Source organism: Ensifer sp. (genome assembly GCF_035999135.1).
Classification (GTDB): domain Bacteria; phylum Pseudomonadota; class Alphaproteobacteria; order Rhizobiales; family Rhizobiaceae; genus Ensifer.
This window is the reverse complement of sequence record NZ_DASYGZ010000127.1, coordinates 45200-62793: the sequence shown is the minus strand read 5'-3', so window position 1 is coordinate 62793 and position 17594 is coordinate 45200. Positions and strand designations below refer to the sequence as shown.

20 protein-coding genes are annotated in these 17594 nt (G+C 63.8%); 14 read left to right on the top strand and 6 right to left on the bottom strand.

The genetic code is table 11. From position 1 onward, the window contains the following. Positions 1–462: NAD(P)-binding domain-containing protein (locus VGO12_RS15630; protein WP_327513662.1), on the bottom strand; the 462-nt coding region annotated here is incomplete at its 3' end. 123 nt (positions 463–585) lie between these two features. Further along, complete coding sequence (locus tag VGO12_RS15625; RefSeq protein WP_327513661.1) at positions 586–1233, bottom strand: TetR/AcrR family transcriptional regulator; 648 nt, start codon at positions 1231–1233, stop codon at positions 586–588. Between the two features lie 426 nt (positions 1234–1659). Here VGO12_RS15625 and VGO12_RS15620 point away from each other — a divergent pair, with 426 nt between their 5' ends. Beyond that, on the top strand, positions 1660–2241 hold the full coding sequence (locus VGO12_RS15620) for a hypothetical protein (RefSeq protein ID WP_327513660.1): 582 nt from the start codon (positions 1660–1662) through the stop codon (positions 2239–2241). Between the two features lie 331 nt (positions 2242–2572). Here VGO12_RS15620 and VGO12_RS15615 read toward each other — a convergent pair whose 3' ends face one another. Further along, positions 2573–3418 (bottom strand): LysR family transcriptional regulator, encoded by an 846-nt coding sequence (locus VGO12_RS15615; protein WP_327513659.1) that lies wholly within the window; start codon positions 3416–3418, stop codon positions 2573–2575. 172 nt (positions 3419–3590) lie between these two features. On the opposite strand from VGO12_RS15615, the gene VGO12_RS15610 reads away from it, so the two are divergent. From VGO12_RS15610 to VGO12_RS15580, 7 genes are all read left to right on the top strand, one after another. Next, the gene (locus tag VGO12_RS15610; RefSeq protein WP_327513658.1) at positions 3591–4202 is read left to right on the top strand and encodes a cysteine hydrolase family protein; all 612 of its coding nucleotides are present in this window, start codon (positions 3591–3593) and stop codon (positions 4200–4202) included. A 161-nt stretch (positions 4203–4363) separates the two neighbouring features. Continuing rightward, the gene (locus tag VGO12_RS15605) at positions 4364–5692 is read left to right on the top strand and encodes an efflux RND transporter periplasmic adaptor subunit (protein WP_327513657.1); all 1329 of its coding nucleotides are present in this window, start codon (positions 4364–4366) and stop codon (positions 5690–5692) included. A gap of 15 nt (positions 5693–5707) precedes the next feature. After that, positions 5708–7651: a MacB family efflux pump subunit gene (locus tag VGO12_RS15600; RefSeq protein WP_327513656.1), complete on the top strand. Its 1944-nt coding sequence runs from the start codon at positions 5708–5710 to the stop codon at positions 7649–7651. A 43-nt stretch (positions 7652–7694) separates the two neighbouring features. Then, positions 7695–8165: a hypothetical protein gene (locus VGO12_RS15595; RefSeq protein WP_327513655.1), complete on the top strand. Its 471-nt coding sequence runs from the start codon at positions 7695–7697 to the stop codon at positions 8163–8165. 189 nt (positions 8166–8354) lie between these two features. After that, positions 8355–8765: a hypothetical protein gene (locus VGO12_RS15590; protein WP_327513654.1), complete on the top strand. Its 411-nt coding sequence runs from the start codon at positions 8355–8357 to the stop codon at positions 8763–8765. Between the two features lie 67 nt (positions 8766–8832). After that, a complete protein-coding gene (locus tag VGO12_RS15585) occupies positions 8833–9531 on the top strand; it encodes a Type 1 glutamine amidotransferase-like domain-containing protein (RefSeq protein ID WP_327513653.1) in 699 nt (232 codons plus the stop codon). A gap of 49 nt (positions 9532–9580) precedes the next feature. Then, positions 9581–10162, top strand: a complete 582-nt coding sequence (locus VGO12_RS15580; protein ID WP_327513652.1) for a nucleotidyltransferase family protein — start codon at positions 9581–9583, stop codon at positions 10160–10162. A 55-nt stretch (positions 10163–10217) separates the two neighbouring features. On the opposite strand, the gene VGO12_RS15575 is transcribed toward VGO12_RS15580, so the two are convergent. Continuing rightward, positions 10218–10466 (bottom strand): hypothetical protein, encoded by a 249-nt coding sequence (locus tag VGO12_RS15575; protein WP_327513651.1) that lies wholly within the window; start codon positions 10464–10466, stop codon positions 10218–10220. 74 nt (positions 10467–10540) lie between these two features. On the opposite strand from VGO12_RS15575, the gene VGO12_RS15570 reads away from it, so the two are divergent. Further along, positions 10541–11452 carry a LysR family transcriptional regulator gene (locus tag VGO12_RS15570; RefSeq protein ID WP_327513650.1) on the top strand — a complete coding sequence of 304 codons (912 nt, stop codon included), beginning with the start codon at positions 10541–10543 and terminating at the stop codon, positions 11450–11452. A 26-nt stretch (positions 11453–11478) separates the two neighbouring features. Here VGO12_RS15570 and VGO12_RS15565 read toward each other — a convergent pair whose 3' ends face one another. Next, positions 11479–11886, bottom strand: coding sequence for a GFA family protein (locus VGO12_RS15565; protein WP_327513649.1), 408 nt, complete (start codon positions 11884–11886; stop codon positions 11479–11481). Between the two features lie 214 nt (positions 11887–12100). On the opposite strand from VGO12_RS15565, the gene VGO12_RS15560 reads away from it, so the two are divergent. The 4 genes from VGO12_RS15560 (at position 12101) to VGO12_RS15545 (ending at position 15963) form a co-directional block, all read left to right on the top strand. Further along, positions 12101–13555 (top strand): agmatine deiminase family protein, encoded by a 1455-nt coding sequence (locus VGO12_RS15560; protein WP_327513648.1) that lies wholly within the window; start codon positions 12101–12103, stop codon positions 13553–13555. Between the two features lie 173 nt (positions 13556–13728). Then, positions 13729–14448: a TorF family putative porin gene (locus VGO12_RS15555; protein WP_327513647.1), complete on the top strand. Its 720-nt coding sequence runs from the start codon at positions 13729–13731 to the stop codon at positions 14446–14448. 184 nt (positions 14449–14632) lie between these two features. Continuing rightward, positions 14633–15394: an SDR family oxidoreductase gene (locus VGO12_RS15550; RefSeq protein ID WP_327513646.1), complete on the top strand. Its 762-nt coding sequence runs from the start codon at positions 14633–14635 to the stop codon at positions 15392–15394. A gap of 149 nt (positions 15395–15543) precedes the next feature. After that, entirely contained in the window at positions 15544–15963 is a 420-nt protein-coding gene (locus tag VGO12_RS15545) for an NUDIX hydrolase (RefSeq protein WP_327513645.1), read from the top strand. A gap of 63 nt (positions 15964–16026) precedes the next feature. On the opposite strand, the gene VGO12_RS15540 is transcribed toward VGO12_RS15545, so the two are convergent. Further along, positions 16027–16479: an Lrp/AsnC family transcriptional regulator gene (locus tag VGO12_RS15540; protein WP_327513644.1), complete on the bottom strand. Its 453-nt coding sequence runs from the start codon at positions 16477–16479 to the stop codon at positions 16027–16029. 116 nt (positions 16480–16595) lie between these two features. Between VGO12_RS15540 and VGO12_RS15535 the strand changes: the two genes are divergently transcribed. Further along, complete coding sequence (locus VGO12_RS15535; protein ID WP_327513643.1) at positions 16596–17579, top strand: nucleoside recognition domain-containing protein; 984 nt, start codon at positions 16596–16598, stop codon at positions 17577–17579. Positions 17580–17594: the final 15 nt, after the last annotated feature.

Genomic DNA, 17594 nt, shown 5'->3' with positions numbered 1-17594 from the left:
GTGAACGGCAACGAGGCAGGGAACGCCGCCGCCCTTCTGGTATTCGCCGCGAACCGTGTGGCCCGGGCCCTTCGGCGCGATCATGACGACGTCGAGCGAAGCCTTCGGCTCGATCAGGCCGAAGTGAACGTTGAGGCCGTGGGCGAAAGCGATCGCGGCGCCGTCACGGATGTTGCCGGCGATTTCGCCCTTGTAGATTTCGGCCTGCAGTTCGTCCGGGGTCGCCATCATGATGAGGTCGGCCCACTTGGCGGCTTCCGAAACCGACATGACCTGGAGACCGTCGGCCTCGACCTTGGCAGCCGTTGCCGAGCCCGGCTTCAGGGCAATGCGGATTTCCTTGGCGCCGGAATCCTTCAGGTTCAGCGCATGGGCGCGGCCCTGGCTGCCGTAGCCGACGATGGCGACCTTCTTCGACTTGATCAGGTTGATATCGGCATCACGATCGTAATAGACGCGCATTTGAGTAGTCCTTCCCGTTTGTTGTCCGTTGCTTCCGCCGTATCGCCCTGGAGATCCGGGGCCATGCGGCAATTCCTTCTTCTGCAGCGACCATTGCGCCTCTTGCGAAGCGCGGCGCTGCAGTTACCTCTTCGTGCCGTAAAGCGCGAGGAAGGCTGAAACCGCCTGCTCCGCCTTGCGGCCAAAACCTTGCCTCATCTCGCCGGCCTCTTCGCCGAGCAGCATCTTCAGGTGCCAGTCGGAGACGATGAGCCCGTAGAGCGCGCCATAGGCCTCTTCGGCGTCGTCGAACGACAAAAGCCCCGCCTTGCGCCCGGCCTCGAGCAGCGCCGCCGCCCGTCTGCCGATCTGCCGGCGCCCGCGCTCCTGCAGCATGTGGCCGAGCTTGGAGCCGTCGCGGCTCGCCTGGCCGATCGCCAGCCGGTTGAGCGCCAGCGACACGTCGCCCGCCAGAACCTCGAGCAGATCCTTCGCAAAGGTGACGAGATGGCTGCGAAGGCTCCCGGCATCAAGCGTGCGGGCGGCAACATCCTGCGTGCGCACCTTGCTTGCCTGGAAGCCGATCATTGCCGAGATCAGCCCATCGCGATCGCCGAACCACTTGTAGAGGCTTTCCTTGGAGCAATTGGCAGCGCGCGCGATGCCGGCCGTCGTCAGCGCCTTTTCACCGCCGTCGACAAGAAGACGCAATGCCTGCTCGAGAACGGCGCCCTGACGTTCTGTCAGCCCCTCCCCGGCATTTGCCTCTCTCATTGCCGCAGTCATCTGCACGTGGCTCGCTCCCGATCAGTACCGTACGGTACGGTTCGCAGTGTTCTAGTGAAGCGTCTCGGAGGCGTCAAGACGATTCTCACAAGGGGGCGAAATTTCGGCGGTGACGGCGCAAGACAGAGGCCCTAGGCTGAAGATCCAACCGGAGAGGTCGACGGTGCCGCCGCATCAAAAGGCATACATTCTCGTTGTCGCGGTTTTCTTTGTCGCCGCGTGCATCAACGCGGTAAAGCGTTTCCGGCGCGAAAGAGACGCGATCGCCGCGTCTGGGGATTTGTCGGACTGGGCGGCGCACTTCCCTTGCTAGGTTTGTTTACGTCGCCTGGGGCTGAACCTCCGCACGCGAATGCGCTCGGCTGGAGAGCCACCATGCCGAAACCGGTTCCGGCGAGGTGGACCGATTGAAGGTGTGATGGAGTTCGACGAATGATTCAGCAGCCCCTCGGCATCCTGATTGGCGGAAGCTCGCATGTCGGCAAATCGACATTTGCTGGCACCTTGGCCCGTTCGCTCAGCCGCGAACTGATCTCGACGGATGCGCTCGGCCGCCATCCCGGCAGGCCTTGGCCCTCGGTTCGGCCTGAGGTCGCCGAGTACCATGCCAGCTTGACGGACGAGACGATCCATTGGTTCCTGAAGGTTCATCACGAAAACATGTGGCCACGCATCCTTGAGGTCATCGACAGCCACCGCCAACGCGCCGAGCCGTTCGTGCTGGAAGGAGCGGCGCTTCGACCGGAATATGTGGCTCAGCTTGAACCGGGCAGCGTCACCGCCCTGTTCCTTTATGCGGATGACGACTTCCTGCGTCGGCGGATGCTGGCAGAGGCCCGCCGCGACGAAACTTACGAGCAGAAAGCGGCGATCATCGACAAGTTTATCGAGCGCTCGATCCGCGAAAACAGAGAGATGCTCGAGGCTGCGCGCGCCGCGGGCATCCGGTGTATCGATGTCGCCGTGCCTGGGGCGCTCGACGCCTTGATGCAGGCGCTGTCGTCGGGAGCCTGATCGGCGCCCGTCGCATGCAAGGTCGGTGGTCATGGCGGCATTCGCTGTGCGCGTGGTGCAACAGGGCGCCCCTCATCCGCCTGCCGGCACCTTCTCCCCGCGGGCGGGGCGAAGGAAGCGTACGGCACCTGCTCGCCGCAATAACATCCATCTTGAACATGCATCGTCGGTTCCCGACGGAGCAGGTCTCGTTCGGCATCGAATGTTCGCCAACGGCTGCCTCAATGGAGCAATCGGCTTTCGGCCACGTACCCTCTCCCCGTCTGCGGTGAGAGGGTTAGTCCTCGAGTTAAACCCGAGGAGAGGGGCGAGACGCCCGCATCGCCACCGCCTACTTCCAACCCCGCATCGTCTCCTCGATGAAGGCCGCCACCGCCGCCACGCTTGGCACGCGCGCCCGCTCCGGGTGCATCATCAGGTAGACCGGCCGCTCGGCGGTCGCGCCCGGTTCGTCCACCACGTCGAAGCGCGGGTCGCGCAAACCCGAGACTTCCGGCAACATCAGCTCGGCGCCGAGCGCAAGGGCTGCCTCCATCAGGATCTCCAGCTTGTCGGCGGTCAGCGCCACGCGGGCGTCCGGCCGCAGGCTGTCGAGCGCCTGCATCTCCGGCACGTGGGCAAGCGCCGGGCCGTAGCGCACGACAGGACACGGCCCCGCCCCCTGCCCCTTCGGCCGGAACAGCCGGAAGCGCAGGAGCCCAAGGCTTTTCACCCGCACGCTGTCTTCGCCCGCGCGCGCCATGCGGATGGCAATGTCGGCCTCGCGGCGCTCGATGCTCAGCATCTGGTTGTCGGCAACCAGATCAAGCGTCAAGCCCGGATGGCGCTGTTCGAGGCGGGCAAGCGCCGGCGCCAGGATGGCGCTCAAGACGAAACCGATGCTTGTCACCCTGACCTGCCCTTTGAGTTCCGCTGTGGTCCGCAACAGGGTTGCGAGCGACAGCGATGCCTCCTCCGACATCGCTCGCAACCGGTCGACGACGGGCACAAGCACCGGCGTCGGCGTCAGCCGGCCGTCGATGCGGTCGAACAGCGCCGCCCCGACGCGCCGCTCCAGCGCGGCGAGCCGCCGCGACACCGTCGTCTGGTCGACGCCGAGCGAACGGGCCGCCTGACTGAGCGTCGCGCCGCGCACCAGATGATCCAGCAATTCAAGATCCGCCCACCCTGCATTCATGCAGACCTTCCTCCGAAAACTTCGGATCACCCTGCGCCAATGCAGGAGGTAAGATCAAGTCCATAGAAAAAACGCTTCGCCTCCCAGACCTCGGCGCAGAGGCACCGCCCGACAGACCGCCGCCGACCAACCCGCTTCGCCCCCCATCTCGACGCAAACAAGGAACCTTCCCATGACTGCTTCTGCCCCAGCCGCAACCCTCTTCACCCTCGCCGGCGTCACGCTCACACCGCCGCCGCTTGGCGAAGCGACCCTGGTGCTGATGGATTACCAGAACGAATATCTCGAAGGTCCGCTTCGCCTCGTCGAGCCGGAAGCAGCAATCGAAAAGGCGCGACAGCTGCTCGCAGCCGCCCGCACGGCCGGCGCGAAGATCATTCACGTCGCCCATCGGGGTTCTGCCGGCGGCATGTTCGACCGGTCGGCGCACCGCGGCGCGATCGTCGATGCGCTGGCGCCGATGGCCGGCGAAACCGTCGTCGAGAAGACGCGGCCGAACGGCTTTTCCGACACCAACCTCGCCGAAGTCGTCGGCCCGGCCGGCACGCCCGTTATCTTCGCCGGCTTCATGACCCACAATTGCGTGTCTTCCACCGCTCGCGCGGCCAAGGACCTCGGCTACGGCATCACCATCGCCGCCGACGCCTGCACCACCCGCGACCTGCCGTCGGCAACCGGCACCATTCCCGCGCGCGCCCTGCACGAAGCCGAGCTCGCCGGCCTTGCCGACCACCACGGCGCCGTCGTTGATGTGGCGGCGCTGATCGCCGCACCGCGGGGTTGATGCGACGCCTCGACGCAAACAACGGGGTGCCTGCGCGCGGCCGGCGCCCCGATTTTGCGACGCACCCGTCCAAGATTACGAAAATATAATGATCTCAATGCTGTTCGCCGGGCCCGTTCGCTTCTATTTTTAGAAGGGTTTATGCCGGATAAGGCGAAGCGATGAACAAGACGATCAAGACGGCCAGAGCCGACACCCCGCCCCGAAGCGACGCGGCGCCGAATGTCACCTTCATTCCCGGTGCGGTGAAGACGGTGACGCGCAAGCGTCGCCCGCGGCGCTGGCTGTGGGTGCCCGTCGTTCTCGCCGTTGCCGGCGCCGCCTGGTACGGCTGGACGCGCTATGGCGAAAGCCCGGCATCCTCCGCTGTTGTCACCGAGGTGGTGGCGCGCGGCGATATCGAAAATGCGGTGACGGCCGTCGGCACGCTCGACGCCGTCAATTCCGTCGATGCCGGCGCGCAAGTCTCCGGACAGCTGAAGGCGCTGCATGTGGCGATCGGCGACAGGGTCACCGGCGACCAGCTGGTCGCGGAAATCGACCCGGCAACCATCGAAAACCGCATCGAGATCGACCAGGCCGAGCTGGCCAATCTCCAGGCGCAGCTGATTTCCAAGAAGGCGCAGCTGGTCCTGAAGCAGGCCAATATCGACCGCCAGCGCAATCTGGTCGAGACGAAGAGCGTCGCGCAATCGACGCTCGACCAGGCGATCGCCGATCTCGCGGCCGCCGAAGCCGACGTCAACGCCATCGAGGCGCAGATCCGCAAACAACAGGCGACCCTTGCCGGCGACAAGGTTGATCTCGGCTACACCAAGATCTTCGCGCCGATCTCCGGCACCATCGTCGCCAATCCCGCCAAGGCCGGCCAGACGCTGAACGCCAACCAGACGACGCCAACCATCGTCACCATCGCCGACCTTTCGACCATGACCGTCAAGGCGCAGGTGTCGGAGGCCGATGTCATCCGGCTCAAGGTCGGCATGGACGCCTATTTCACCCTGCTCGGCCAGCCGGGCAAACGCTTCTCGGGCAAGCTCCGGCAGATCCAGCCGATGCCCGACACGACCAACAATGTCGTGCTCTATTACGCACTCTTCGACGTGCCCAACCCGGACGGCGAGCTGATGATGTCGATGAGCGCGCAGGTCTTCTTCCTGCGCGACGCGGCGAGAGACGTGCTGGTCGTGCCGAGTTCCGCCCTGACCTATCCGGCAAAGGGCACCGGCGAAGGCAGCGACCGGCGCGATGGCGCAGGGTCGCAAGCCCGCGGCGAAGGCCGCAAGGCCCAGGTCTCCGTCGTCACCGCCTCGGGCGCGATCGAGACCCGCGACGTCGAGGTCGGTATCCGCAACCGTGTCAGCGCCGAGATCAAAAGCGGTCTTGAAGAGGGCGAGAAAGTTGTCGTCGGCACCGGATCGAGCGCGACCGGCACATCGCGTGACAACCGCAACCAGCGCGGCGGCATGCGCATGCCGCCGATGTTCTGACGAGCGAGACCGGTCATGGCCCCGCTCATCTCGCTCCGCGCCGTCAGCAAGACCTATTTCAACGGCGACCTCGCCGTGGAGGTCCTGCACGGGCTTTCGCTCGACATCGAGGCGGGCGAGTTCGTGGCGATCGTCGGCCAGTCCGGTTCGGGCAAGTCGACGCTGATGAACATTCTCGGCTGCCTCGACCAGCCGACCGGCGGCGAGTACCTGATCGACGGCGAAAACATGGCCCACCTCGATAACGACGAGCTTGCGGCCCTTCGCCGCCGGACCTTCGGCTTCGTCTTCCAGAGCTACAACCTCATCCCGACGGCAAGCGCCAAGGAAAATGTCGAGGTGCCCGCCGTCTATGCCGGCATGCCGGCCCGAGACCGGCACGACCGCGCAGAAGCGCTGCTCGAAGCGCTGAAGCTCGGCGAAAGGCTCGACCACCGGCCGAACCAGTTGTCCGGTGGCCAGCAGCAGCGCGTCTCCATCGCCCGCGCCTTGATGAACGGCGGCCGGGTGATCCTGGCGGACGAGCCGACCGGCGCGCTCGACAGCCAGAGCGGCTCGGACGTGATGGCGCTTCTGCGCGACATGAACGAACAGGGCCACACGATCATCGTCATCACCCACTCGCGCGAAGTCGCCGAACAGGCCGATCGGCTGATCGAGATCCATGACGGCCGCATCGTCGCCGACCGCGCCAAGAAGGCCCGCGTCAACGCCGAAGGGGCTGCCGCCCTTGCCCGCCATGTGAGCGAAGGCTCGGCCGCGATCGCCGACGTCACCGAAGCCGTGAAGATGGCGTTCCGGGCGCTGAAGGCCAATCTCTTCCGCACCATCCTCACCCTTCTCGGCATCGTCATCGGCGTCGGCTCGGTTGTCGCGATGCTGGCGATCGGCACCGGGGCTCAGGATTCGGTGCTGAGCCGCATCTCGTCGATGGGCTCGGACCTGCTGGTGGTGCGCCCGAGCATGGCAAATTTCCGCGGCAGCGCGGGGGGAAGCAACGTTACGCTCATTCCGGCGGACGCCGATGCGATCCTCGAGGTGCCGAACGTCGCCTTCGCCGTGCCGGAAATGACGAGTTCCGTCACCCTTCGCCACGGTAATATCGACTACCAGACGACCGCCAACGGCACCGTGCCGCAGTTCACCACCGCCAAATCCTGGAAGGTGGCGAGGGGCGAGTTCATCAACCAGGACGACATGGACACCTACGCGCCGGTCGCGGTCCTTGGCCAGACGGTGGTCAAGACGCTCTTTCCCGATGGCGACAATCCGATCGGTCAATATGTGCTCGTCAACAAGATCCCGTTCCAGGTGATCGGCGTGATGGCCGAAATGGGCGCCACCTCCTTTGGCAACGACCAGGACGACGTGGTGCTGGTGCCTCTGACCACGGGCAGCATCCGCCTGTTCGGCCAGCGCAACATCAAGAACATCACCGTCAAGGTGAAGGACGGCGCGACGATCGACATCACCCAGCAGACGATCCAGGCGCTGCTCGACCAGCGCCACAAGCGCCAGGACACGCAGATCACCAACATGTCCTCGGTGCGCGAGGCCTTCACCGAGACCTCGAACACGCTGAAGCTGTTCTTAGGCTCCGTCGCCGCGATCTCGCTGCTCGTCGGCGGCATCGGGGTGATGAACATCATGCTGGTTTCAGTCAGCGAACGCACCCGCGAGATCGGCGTGCGCATGGCGACCGGCGCCCGCCAGCGCGACATCCTGCTCCAGTTCATCATCGAGGCACTGGTCGTGTCGCTGATCGGCGGGACGCTCGGCGTGCTGCTCGGGCTCGGCACAGGCGCGCTTGCCGGCCAGTTCGGCATGCCCGTCTCCTTCACCTTCGGCCCCGTCGCGCTCGCCTTTGCCTGCGCCTTCATGACCGGCCTTGCCTTCGGTTTCCTGCCCGCCCGCAACGCCTCGCGCCTGCAGCCGGCGGTGGCGCTGAGTGCGGATTGAAAACGAAACCAGCCCTCCTTTGTCAGGCGCACGAGTACGCGGTATGCAACGAAAAGAACCGCTTTATCGCAGAGTGAACAGCCGAACACACGGAGTGCGTCACGGCAACGGCGGCGATTGGCGAGCGTCTCGCAACACCAAGGCGGCTAAACAGGACCTTGCTTATATCGGTTCGATGCACTCACACCACCGGCACGGATTGGATTACACGCCGCTGTTCAGGTTTTTGCTTTCACGCGTTGGCAAAGATTGGGACGAAGTCTACAGCGAAGCCATCGCTCGGATCGATCGCTCTGAGCCCATTTTTTGGCTGGTCGCCCGAAGCGAAGAGGAACGACAGGCATATGTCCGTGTCGGCGAGAGTTCGTACTACAGCGGTCTCTATGTTGACGAAAACAAGCGCCTGGCATTGGTGGACCCCACGCTCACCGCGAACGACATGAAGCCGACATGCGGGTGCTGCACACACACATTCAATGGGGAACGCTTCACGCAGCCCTACGACGAGCGTTGAGGCGGCATCAGCCGCTGGCCAGACTTTGACGACGCTGGCAAGCGGTTCCCCTATCTCCGGAGCGACAAACCTATCCCGAGTCTTCGGCAATCGACCGAGCCACAGGCCGAATTCGCTCGCCAAAGGGCAGATGAGTTTCGTACGCTTACCTAAAATTGCAAGTCTGTGTTGCCGTGGAGCCGATTCGTTATGTGGAAGATGTTTGCCGTCATCTACGGCGTCGGCTTCGTTCTCGGCTTGATCGTGATCGCCAATCTTCTGCTCGCGAATCCGGAGTTGCAGCTCACGCTCGCCTTTGCGGGCCTGATCTGCGCTGGCGTGGCGATCGCCTTTCTGACTTTGATCGGGCTCCTCGCCTACGCTTTCAACCTGACGGTCCGGCCCATCGCACTCTGGCGACCGTTTGGCAGGCTCCTTGCTATCTGGCTTGCCGGCGTGTCGCTGGTCGGCGCCGTGAACCTCATGCCTCAACCTTCGGGCCAGGCGGGCATCGCAAGCATGCTCTGGTTGTTGCTCGCGCTTCTCGTCAACTATTTCAGCTGGCTCGGCGTCTGGCGCTATGCTCGCCGCGTGGCACAGCAGCCGGCACGGGCAACGTAAAGGAGGAAGCGCTTCGGGAAAGCAGGTCGGTTGGCATCCCGCCAGCTGCTGGAATCAAGAGAGCAAGATGGTCAACCTCGTCCTTTACAGCGACCAACTTTTCCCCGAATGCGCGGCGATCGACCGGAGGCTCGTGGAGATGCTTGGGGCACGTGGCCCGGGCCGCCGCATCGCCTACATCGCCTCCGGCCCGGAACCGGATCGCAGTTTCTTCCTGGCGGCAAAGTCCTATTACGGCCGATACGGCCTCGACCTCGCGCTGTTCTTCGATCTTGACGAACCGCATTCGGCAGATGACATCGCCGCACTCTTCGCGTCCGACGCCATCCACCTTTCAGGCGGTCATACCAGCGGCTTTCTCGAGCGGCTGAAGCGCAGCCGCATGCTCGGGCCGCTGCACGACTGGGCGCGGTCCGGCGGCATTCTCATCGGCGTCAGTGCCGGCGCCATTCTGATGGGGCCGACGATCGCGACGGATGGACCATTCGTCGGCAAGCAACCCGAGGACGTGACAGATGGCGATGCACTCGGTCTCACGCCGTTCGAATTCTTCCCGCATCTCAATGACGACGCGGCCTACCTGCCGGCGCTGCTGCGCTACAGCACAAAGACGACGACGCCGATTGTCGCCTGTAACGACGACGGCGGTATCGTGGTGAGCGGCGCACGGATCGAATGCCTGGGGAACCCGATCTGGATTGACCGTGGCGCGATACGGACACCGGGCGAGATCACCATCGACGGCTTTTCGATCGTCGAGGCGTGACGCGCGCGACATGTCGAAACCGGTCGATAACCGAAAGAGGCCTCCCTGGATGGACCAGCGCGCGGAGCTGCAAACCATCGTGCATGGGAGCCCGCTGTTGGCTCCGATCCTGAGTGATTGGGAACGCATCGCCCTGCCCGAGGCCTGGCTGGCGGCCGGCGCTGTCGCGCAGACGGTCTGGAATCACGCCTTCGGCTTCCCGCCCATGCACGGGATCAACGATATCGATCTCGTCTATTTCGACGGCAACGACCTTTCCGAAGACGCCGAGGCCACGCACTCCGCCCGGATCCGGCGTGTGTTTGCCGACGTGCTCGTCTCCATCGACGTCAAGAACGAGGCGCGCGTGCATCTCTGGTACGCGGAAAAATTCGGCGCACCGCTTGACCCCTACGGCTCGAGCGAGGAGGCCATCGCCACGTTCCCGACCACGGCAACCGCCTTCGGGATCCGCCCGTCATCCAAAGGCCTGGAGGTCTGCGCGCCCTTTGGGCTCCGTGACCTGCTGGCACCCGTCGTGCGCGCCAACAGGAAACAGATTACACGCGAGATATACGAGCGGAAGACGGATCGATGGCGCACCGTTTGGCCGGCATTGCGGATCGAGAGCTGGGATCAGCAGCCGGATTGAATGGCGGCTTCGTCCGTCAGCGGGCAGCATCGGACGGCAGGCGATTGCCCAAACCCTAGATCGCCCCTGCCCGCGCGGCTTCGGCATGGCGCACGCGCCCCGCATCTGCCTGCAACAGCGACCGAACCGCCTGGCGCCGTCCGAAAAGCGCCTCGCCCTCGGTGATGCCGACGTCGGCGAGGCGCTCCGCGTCGAGCTCACGCAGCTCCTGCAATTGCCAGATCCGCGACCGCGGCGAGGCGATGAGATAGAGGCCGATTTCCCTGAACATGTCGAACACCCCTGTGTTCCCGTATTTATTCATGCCCGCATTCTGCGCCTCGACATTTCATAAAAGAAGCTTAGCATTCATATTCAAAGCATAAGAGAAACTTTGATATGAGCGCCCTCGATCTCGACTATCTCAAGACTTTCGCGCTGGTTGCCGAACTCGGCAGTTTTTCCGCCGCCGCCGAGCGGCTGGGCCTCACCCAGCCGGCGATCAGCCTGCAGGTGCGTGCACTGGAAAAACAGCTCGGCGTACGCCTCGTCGAGCGGGTCGGCCGTACCGCAAGACCGAGTGCCGCCGGGGCAGAGTTGCTCTCCCATGTGGCGCGCATCGAGGCGGCAACCGACCAGGCGGTCGAGGCGGTGGCGCGCCACGCCAAGGGCGTGCTCGGCCGCGTGCGCATCGGCACAGGCGCAACCCCTTGCGCCTTCCTCCTGCCGCCGCTGCTCGCCGATCTCAAGCGCCGCTTCCCCGATCTCGACATCACCGTGACAACGGGAAACAGCGCCGACATCGTGCGCGCGGTCGACGACAACCTGCTCGATATCGGCCTTGTCACCCTCCCCGTCGCCGGCCGTATCTTCGATGTCGCGCCGCTTTTCGACGAGCACTTCGTCGCCATCGCACCCTTGGGGACGGCATTGCCCGACAGCGTGACCGCGCAAGTCCTGGCGAAATACCCGATGATCTTTTACGAGCCTGGCGCCAACACCCGCCGGATCACCGACGATTGGCTGCTTTCGGGCGGCGCCGACGTCAGGCCGCTGATGTCGTTCGGCAGCGTCGACGCGATCAAGGAAATGGTCGCCGCCGGCCTGGGTGCCGCCCTCGTGCCCGAGATCGCGCTTCGCCCGGGCGACCGCGAACGGCTGGAAGTGCGGCAGGTGTCGCCACCCTTCGCGCGCCGTTCCGCCCTGGTGCTTCGCCGCGACAAGCGGCTCGATCGCGCGCTGCGCGAGACCTTGGCGACCCTGAGGACGCTGGGGAACCTGGAGGAGGACGAGAGAAAACAACGCCTCTGAAATCGGCCGAAACGTGCGCGGCCAGTTTAGAGATGCCGCACCTCGTCCGGCGCCTCGCCCCAGTTATCGTTGAGCCCGTCGCAATAGGTCACGGGTGCAGCCATCAGTTCGTCGATGTCGACGCCATCAAGGCAGGCGACGTTGATGTTGTAATAGGTGTGGTTGGTCATGTTCGGCGCGTCGATCCGCTCGAACGGTCGCACCCCGCATTGACTGCAGAAATAGTGATGGGCGACGGCGTTGCGGCCACGATAGTCCGCCAGCACTTCCTCCCCCGCGACCAGCCGGAAGGCCTCGGGGCGGATCGCCACCGACCAGAGCCGCATCTTCACGCAGATCGTGCAGTTGCACTTTTCCGTACCGGCGCTGATGTCGAGGTCGGCCTCGATGCGCACGGCGCCGCAATGACAGCTCCCCTTGTATATCCTCAGCATCCGGCCCTCCTTCGCGCCCTGATTGACGCCCTTGCCCGCTTCCGAACATACGCTTGAAGGCCCGCAAGAGCGACAGCGTGGGACCATCCTGCCACGCCGGGATGTCCCCCGTCAGGGTTATTGCGGGACCGCCTTTAATCCGTTCTCCTTTGTCTCGATTTGGGAGCAGGCAGAACGGCTAAAAAGCCGCGCCGCTGACTTTGGAGGACGGCAGATGATGACTTCAAGGCGTGGTCTTTTCGGGTGGACGGTTGCAGCCGCGGTTCTCGGCCGCGGCGGCCTGATCAGCGGGCCGGATGACGCACGTGCGAAAACCGCCAAGGCCGGCGCGAACTGTGGCACACCGGCGACCGCCTCCGATCTTCCGCCGCTTTCGATGCCGGCCGAATGGGCGCCGCACAGGGCGACCTGGATGGCCTACGGCGCGACCCCCGGCGCCTGGGGCGAAGAGATGGAAACGGCCTTCGGTCGCGACTTGACCAACAGCCGCACCGTCGCCCGCCAGGATCTGATGCGCCTTGCCGCCAACCTGTCACGCTTCGAGCCGGTCTTCATGCTGGCCAACACGGCTGATGACGAAGCCGAGGCCAAGAATTTTCTGGCTGAGATCATCGCGCAGACATCGCCAAAGGACCAGATTGGCACCTCCCTCGACAATTCCGGCCGCATCTACATCGGCAAACATCGCGATCCGACGGACCTTCCGGCGATCGGGACCTTCCCCATCACCTTCCTGCAAACGCCGATCAACGATCTGTGGACCCGCGACACCGCGCCGGTCTTTGTCAGGGACGACAAGGGCGTGTTGCATGGTGTCGATGTCAATTTCAACGGCTGGGGACAATGGCCCATCCGGACCGGGCTTTGCGATTGGGCAAAGGATCCGCAAAAGACCGAAAACGGCGTGATGGACCAGCCAATCGACGGTGACATGAAGATTGCAACGTTCATCAACAAGCAGGCGGAGACGCCAGGCGTTGCCACCTGGCTGACGATGGAGGGCGGTGGGCTGGAGGTCAACGGATCGGGCCTCGCCGTCGCGATGGAGAGCTGCATCATCAACGACAACCGCAACCCGGGAAAGAGCAAGGCGGACATCGAGGCGGAACTGCTTCGTGTCTTCGGCGTGGAGCGCGTGATCTGGATGCCCGGGGTCAAGGGTGCCGAGCTTACCGACTGGCACGTCGACTTCACCGCCAAATTTGTCTCGCAAGCGCAGATGGTCTTTGCCTTCGACCCCAATTTTGAACCGAAGGACCGGCGCAACGAGAAGGCTCTGCAGGCAGCGGTCGCCGAGATCAATGCGCTGCCCGATGACCTCAAGCGAAAATATCTCGGCGGCGCCGACGCCACATTGACCCTGCACGCCCTGCCAGTGCCACGGATCGAAAAGGTCTACGACACGTTCAAACGGCGAAACGGCAAGCTCGACATCACGGAACGAACGCTCGATGAGTTCACCGAGACGACCGCTCCTGGCTATGTCGGCTTTACGCACGCAAACGGCGCCATCATCCAGGGCCAGTTCGGCGATCAAGAGAACGACCTGATCGCCTTTAATACCCTGCAAGCACTCTATCCCGAACATTTTGTCGTCCAGATTTCCACCGACGGCTTGGCAAGTGGGGGCGGGACAATCCACTGCGCGACCCAGCAGCAACCCGCTTAGAGCGTTGTGCGGTCACGCGAACGCAAAACGGACGCTCCAGTCCTTGGGTGTTGCGGAGCATAGCAACCCCATCGCGCCACACGCAGGTCGCGCTCCAGGCGGCCTGCGATCGGCACTGTCGCGCCTGGAACCTTCCATTTGTCTATGGCCCAAAGAAAAACAAGTGCAGCAACATGTTGAGAGCACGCATCCCGCTTGCCGTCGTCGCCAGCATCACCTGCTCGACCAGCAGCAGCGCTGAAGACAAAGTCGAAATCGAGACGGCACCGCTTGCCGCCGAAGATTCGCTGTTCGACGTCACCTTCGGCCTGGCCTTCGTGTCCGACTACATTTCAGAGGGCGTTTCGCTGACCGAGAACAGGCCAGCGCTCCAGGGCTACGTCGAGGCGACCTATGACATCTTCTATGCCGGCACCTGGTTATCGAACATTCGCACGGACGGCATCGCCGACACGGAAATCGACCTCTACGCCGGTATCCGGCCGACCTTCGGAGACCTGTCACTCGGGTTCGGCTATACCCACTACTACTACCCGAAGGATCCGACCGATTACGGCGAACTGAACGCGACGGCAAGTTATGCGTTCACCGAACGGTTCAGTGCCGGCGGCAGCTATTACCACGACATCTTCGTCGACACCGACTGGCTGGAGGCGAACGCGAGCCTGAAGGATCTCCCCTTCGAGCTCGAAGCCTCAGGCACCCTCGGTACCGACTTCGGCAGCTATGGCTTCGAAATCCACGATATCGCATGGGACCTCGGCGTCTCCAGGACCTTTGCCGATACGATGACCGTGGATCTTCGCTACTACGATTCCACCGTCGATCACGGCCGCGTCGTGCTCAAGCTGTCGTTCGACACCAGCTGGTCGGCAATGCGCGGCTCGGAGTGATCCGACCGGCGCTGGCGCTTTGAAGGCAACGACATCGCGTGGCGATAGCTTGGGCGAGATCCGCCGCTTTCATCGGACCTCTCGATTGAAAATTGTTACCTCTCAACCACTGATCGGAAATCGGGTGGGCGCTCGCGTCCGCCACCGGTAGTCAGGGCGCCTCAATCAAAGAGGAGCCCAGTCCATGTCCAAGTCCACGTCCATGTTGCAGGATAAGATCGCGATCATCACCGGCGCTTCGTCCGGCATTGGTCGCGCGATCGCCCATCTGTTTGCCGCCGAAGGCGCCAGGGTCGTTCTCAACGCCCGCAGCGAAGTGCCGCTCAACGCCGTCGTCGAGGAAATCCGGGCCAATGGCGGCGAAGCGATCGCCGTCAGCGGCGACGTCACCGAGGAAGAAATCCATATCCGGCTGGTGGAAACGGCCGTCAGCCGCTTCGGCGGTCTCGACATCGCCGTCAACAATGCCGGCGCGGTCAACGTCATGAAGCCGGTCGCCGAGATCACCGCATCCGAATGGCAGCAATCGCTCGCAACCAACCTCACCTCGGCCTTTCTCGGCGCGCGCCACCAGATCCCGGCCATGCTTGCCCGCAGCGGCGGCTCGCTGGTCTTCACCTCCACCTTCGTCGGCACCAGCGTCGGCATTCCCGGCATGGCCGCCTATGGCGCGGCGAAAGCCGGGCTGATGGGCCTCGTCAAGGGCATCACCGCCGACTACGGCGCGAGCGGCATCCGCGCCAACGCCCTTCTCCCGGGCGGCGTCGACACGCCGGCCGCCGGCAGCAAGGAAAACAAGGACTGGGCCGCCGGCCTGCACGCGATGAAGCGCATCGCCCAGCCGGAGGAAATCGCCCAGGCCGCCCTCTTCCTCTCCGGCCCGATGGCAAGCTTCGTCTCGGGTGCGGCGCTGTTTGCCGATGGGGGAAATGCTGCAGTGAAGTGACGACAGTGCAAGCCGGGGGAAGACTTCTCGTCACGCCCCCGGTCAACCGACAATCATTGCGAGTGTCGCCAAATTGCCTGATCTTCGGCTTTGCTGAAATCGGGTTTCATCGAGGGTCGAGCTTCATTCAACAAAGGCAGGTTTTGCAAATGGACTTCAACACCTTCAACGGCGCAAAAATCGCATTGCTCTTTCAGGGGCGATTGATTGCCTATCAGCGCGACCAGAAGCCGGAAATCCCCTTTCCCGGCATGTGGGATCTCCCGGGTGGCGGGCGGGAGGATGGCGAGAGCCCGATAGAGTGCGCGATCAGGGAGACCCGCGAGGAGTTCGATATTGCAGTCGATCCAGCGTGGATCGTGTGGACGCGATACTATCCGGCACGGATCGCAACCGATCCTGGAAGCTACTTCCTTGTCGGAAAGCTCGAACAGGGCTTCGGGCCTATACGGTTTGGCGACGAGGGCCAGCAATGGGCCATGATGTCGATCACTGACTTCCTCGACCACCCTGACGTCGTCGAGAGTTTGAAGAGCAGGTTGCGCGACTATCTCGTTGAAAGCACTTGATTTGGATGCCGGCAGGCCCGCCAGCGCCTATCGTTTCGGCTCGCCCGCGTGGTCCGGGGCCCCTCACACCGGTATTTCCGTCGTCTCCTTGCCGGTGCGGATCACGAAGGCCGTGTAATAGCGCGCGACATTGCTGTCCTCCTTGAAAAGCCGCTCGGTCAGCGCATCCAGTTCCTCCATGTCCCTCAGCCGCAGCATCAAGATCGCGTCGGACTCGCCGCTGACGCTATAGGCCTGGATCACCGCCGGTTCCCTGGCGGCTGCATCGAGGAAGCGGCGGATATATTGTTCGCCGTGGCGCTCGAGCTCGATCGTGATGATCGCCTTCATGGTGCGACCCGCCTTTGCGGGATTGATGACCGCAACGATCCGGTCGATGACGCCGGTGTCGTGAAGCCGCCGGATGCGGCGCAGGCAGCTCGACGGCGAAAGACCGACTTCGGCGGCAAGCTCGGCATTGGTGCGCGAGGCATCCGCCTGCAATAGCCTCAGCAATTTGCTGTCGATCTTGTCCATGCTTGCTCCTTCGCTTTCCGCCTCGTGCAATTTTATTGCACAGAACTGCATATTTTGACCACACCTGCGAACGGCCCCGCGCTAGTCCTTGGACACCATCTCAAGGAGAGACCGCCATGACCGTCCTGATCATCCTCTACCGCAAGACGCTCGCCACCCTCGAAGTCTACTTCGACCTGGTGCGCATCATCGTGCCCGTCACCATTGTCACCCATGTGCTGCAGGAACTCGGTGTCATCCGGGCGGTCGCACCCGCCTTCGAACCGGTGATGACCGTGATCGGCCTGCCGCCCGAGTTTGCCTTCGCCTGGCTCACCGGCCTGCTTGTCGGCATCTGGGGCGCGGTCGTGGTCGTCTTCGCCCTGGTGCCGGTCTCGGAGCTGACCACCGCCGACATGACGGTGTTTTCGGCACTGATGCTGGTCGCCCACGCCATCCCGATCGAGCAGCGCATCATCCAGAAGGCAGGCCCAGGCTTCCTCGTCACCGCCGCGATCCGGATCGGCGGCGGCCTCGTCTTCGCAGCGATCCTGCACCAGACCTTCGCCTTCACCGGATGGCTTGCAACCCCACTCGCCCCCACTTGGATACCGGCCAACGAGGGCTCCGGCTGGGTCGCCTTCGCCTTCGGCACGCTGAAGACGCTTCTGACCATGCTCGTCGTGCTGCTCGTCTTGAGCTGGACGATCGAGATCCTCAAGCTCGCCGGCATCCTCACATGGCTGAACCGGGGCATGGCGCCGCTCTTTCGGTTGGCGGGCGTCAAGACCGAGACCGTGCCCTTTGCCGCCGTCGGCGTGCTCTTGGGCATCTCCTATGGCGGCGCGCTTCTGATCCGCGAGGCGCGCGAGGCCAAGGTCGAGCCGCGCCAGGTGTTCCTTGCCTGCGTCTTCATGGGCTTCGGCCATAGCCTGATCGAGGACACGCTGGTCGTCGTGGCGCTCGGTGCGGATTTCACCAGCGTCTTTTTCGGCCGGCTGGTCTTTGCGATCGCCGCAACGGCAATCATCGCCCGGGTGGTCGCCTCCGCTCCGGACGCTGTGTTCTTCCGATCGTTCTTCCGCAGGGATGGGACTGAGCCGGCATTGTCGGAGGCGTAGCGGCCAGCGGGTCGC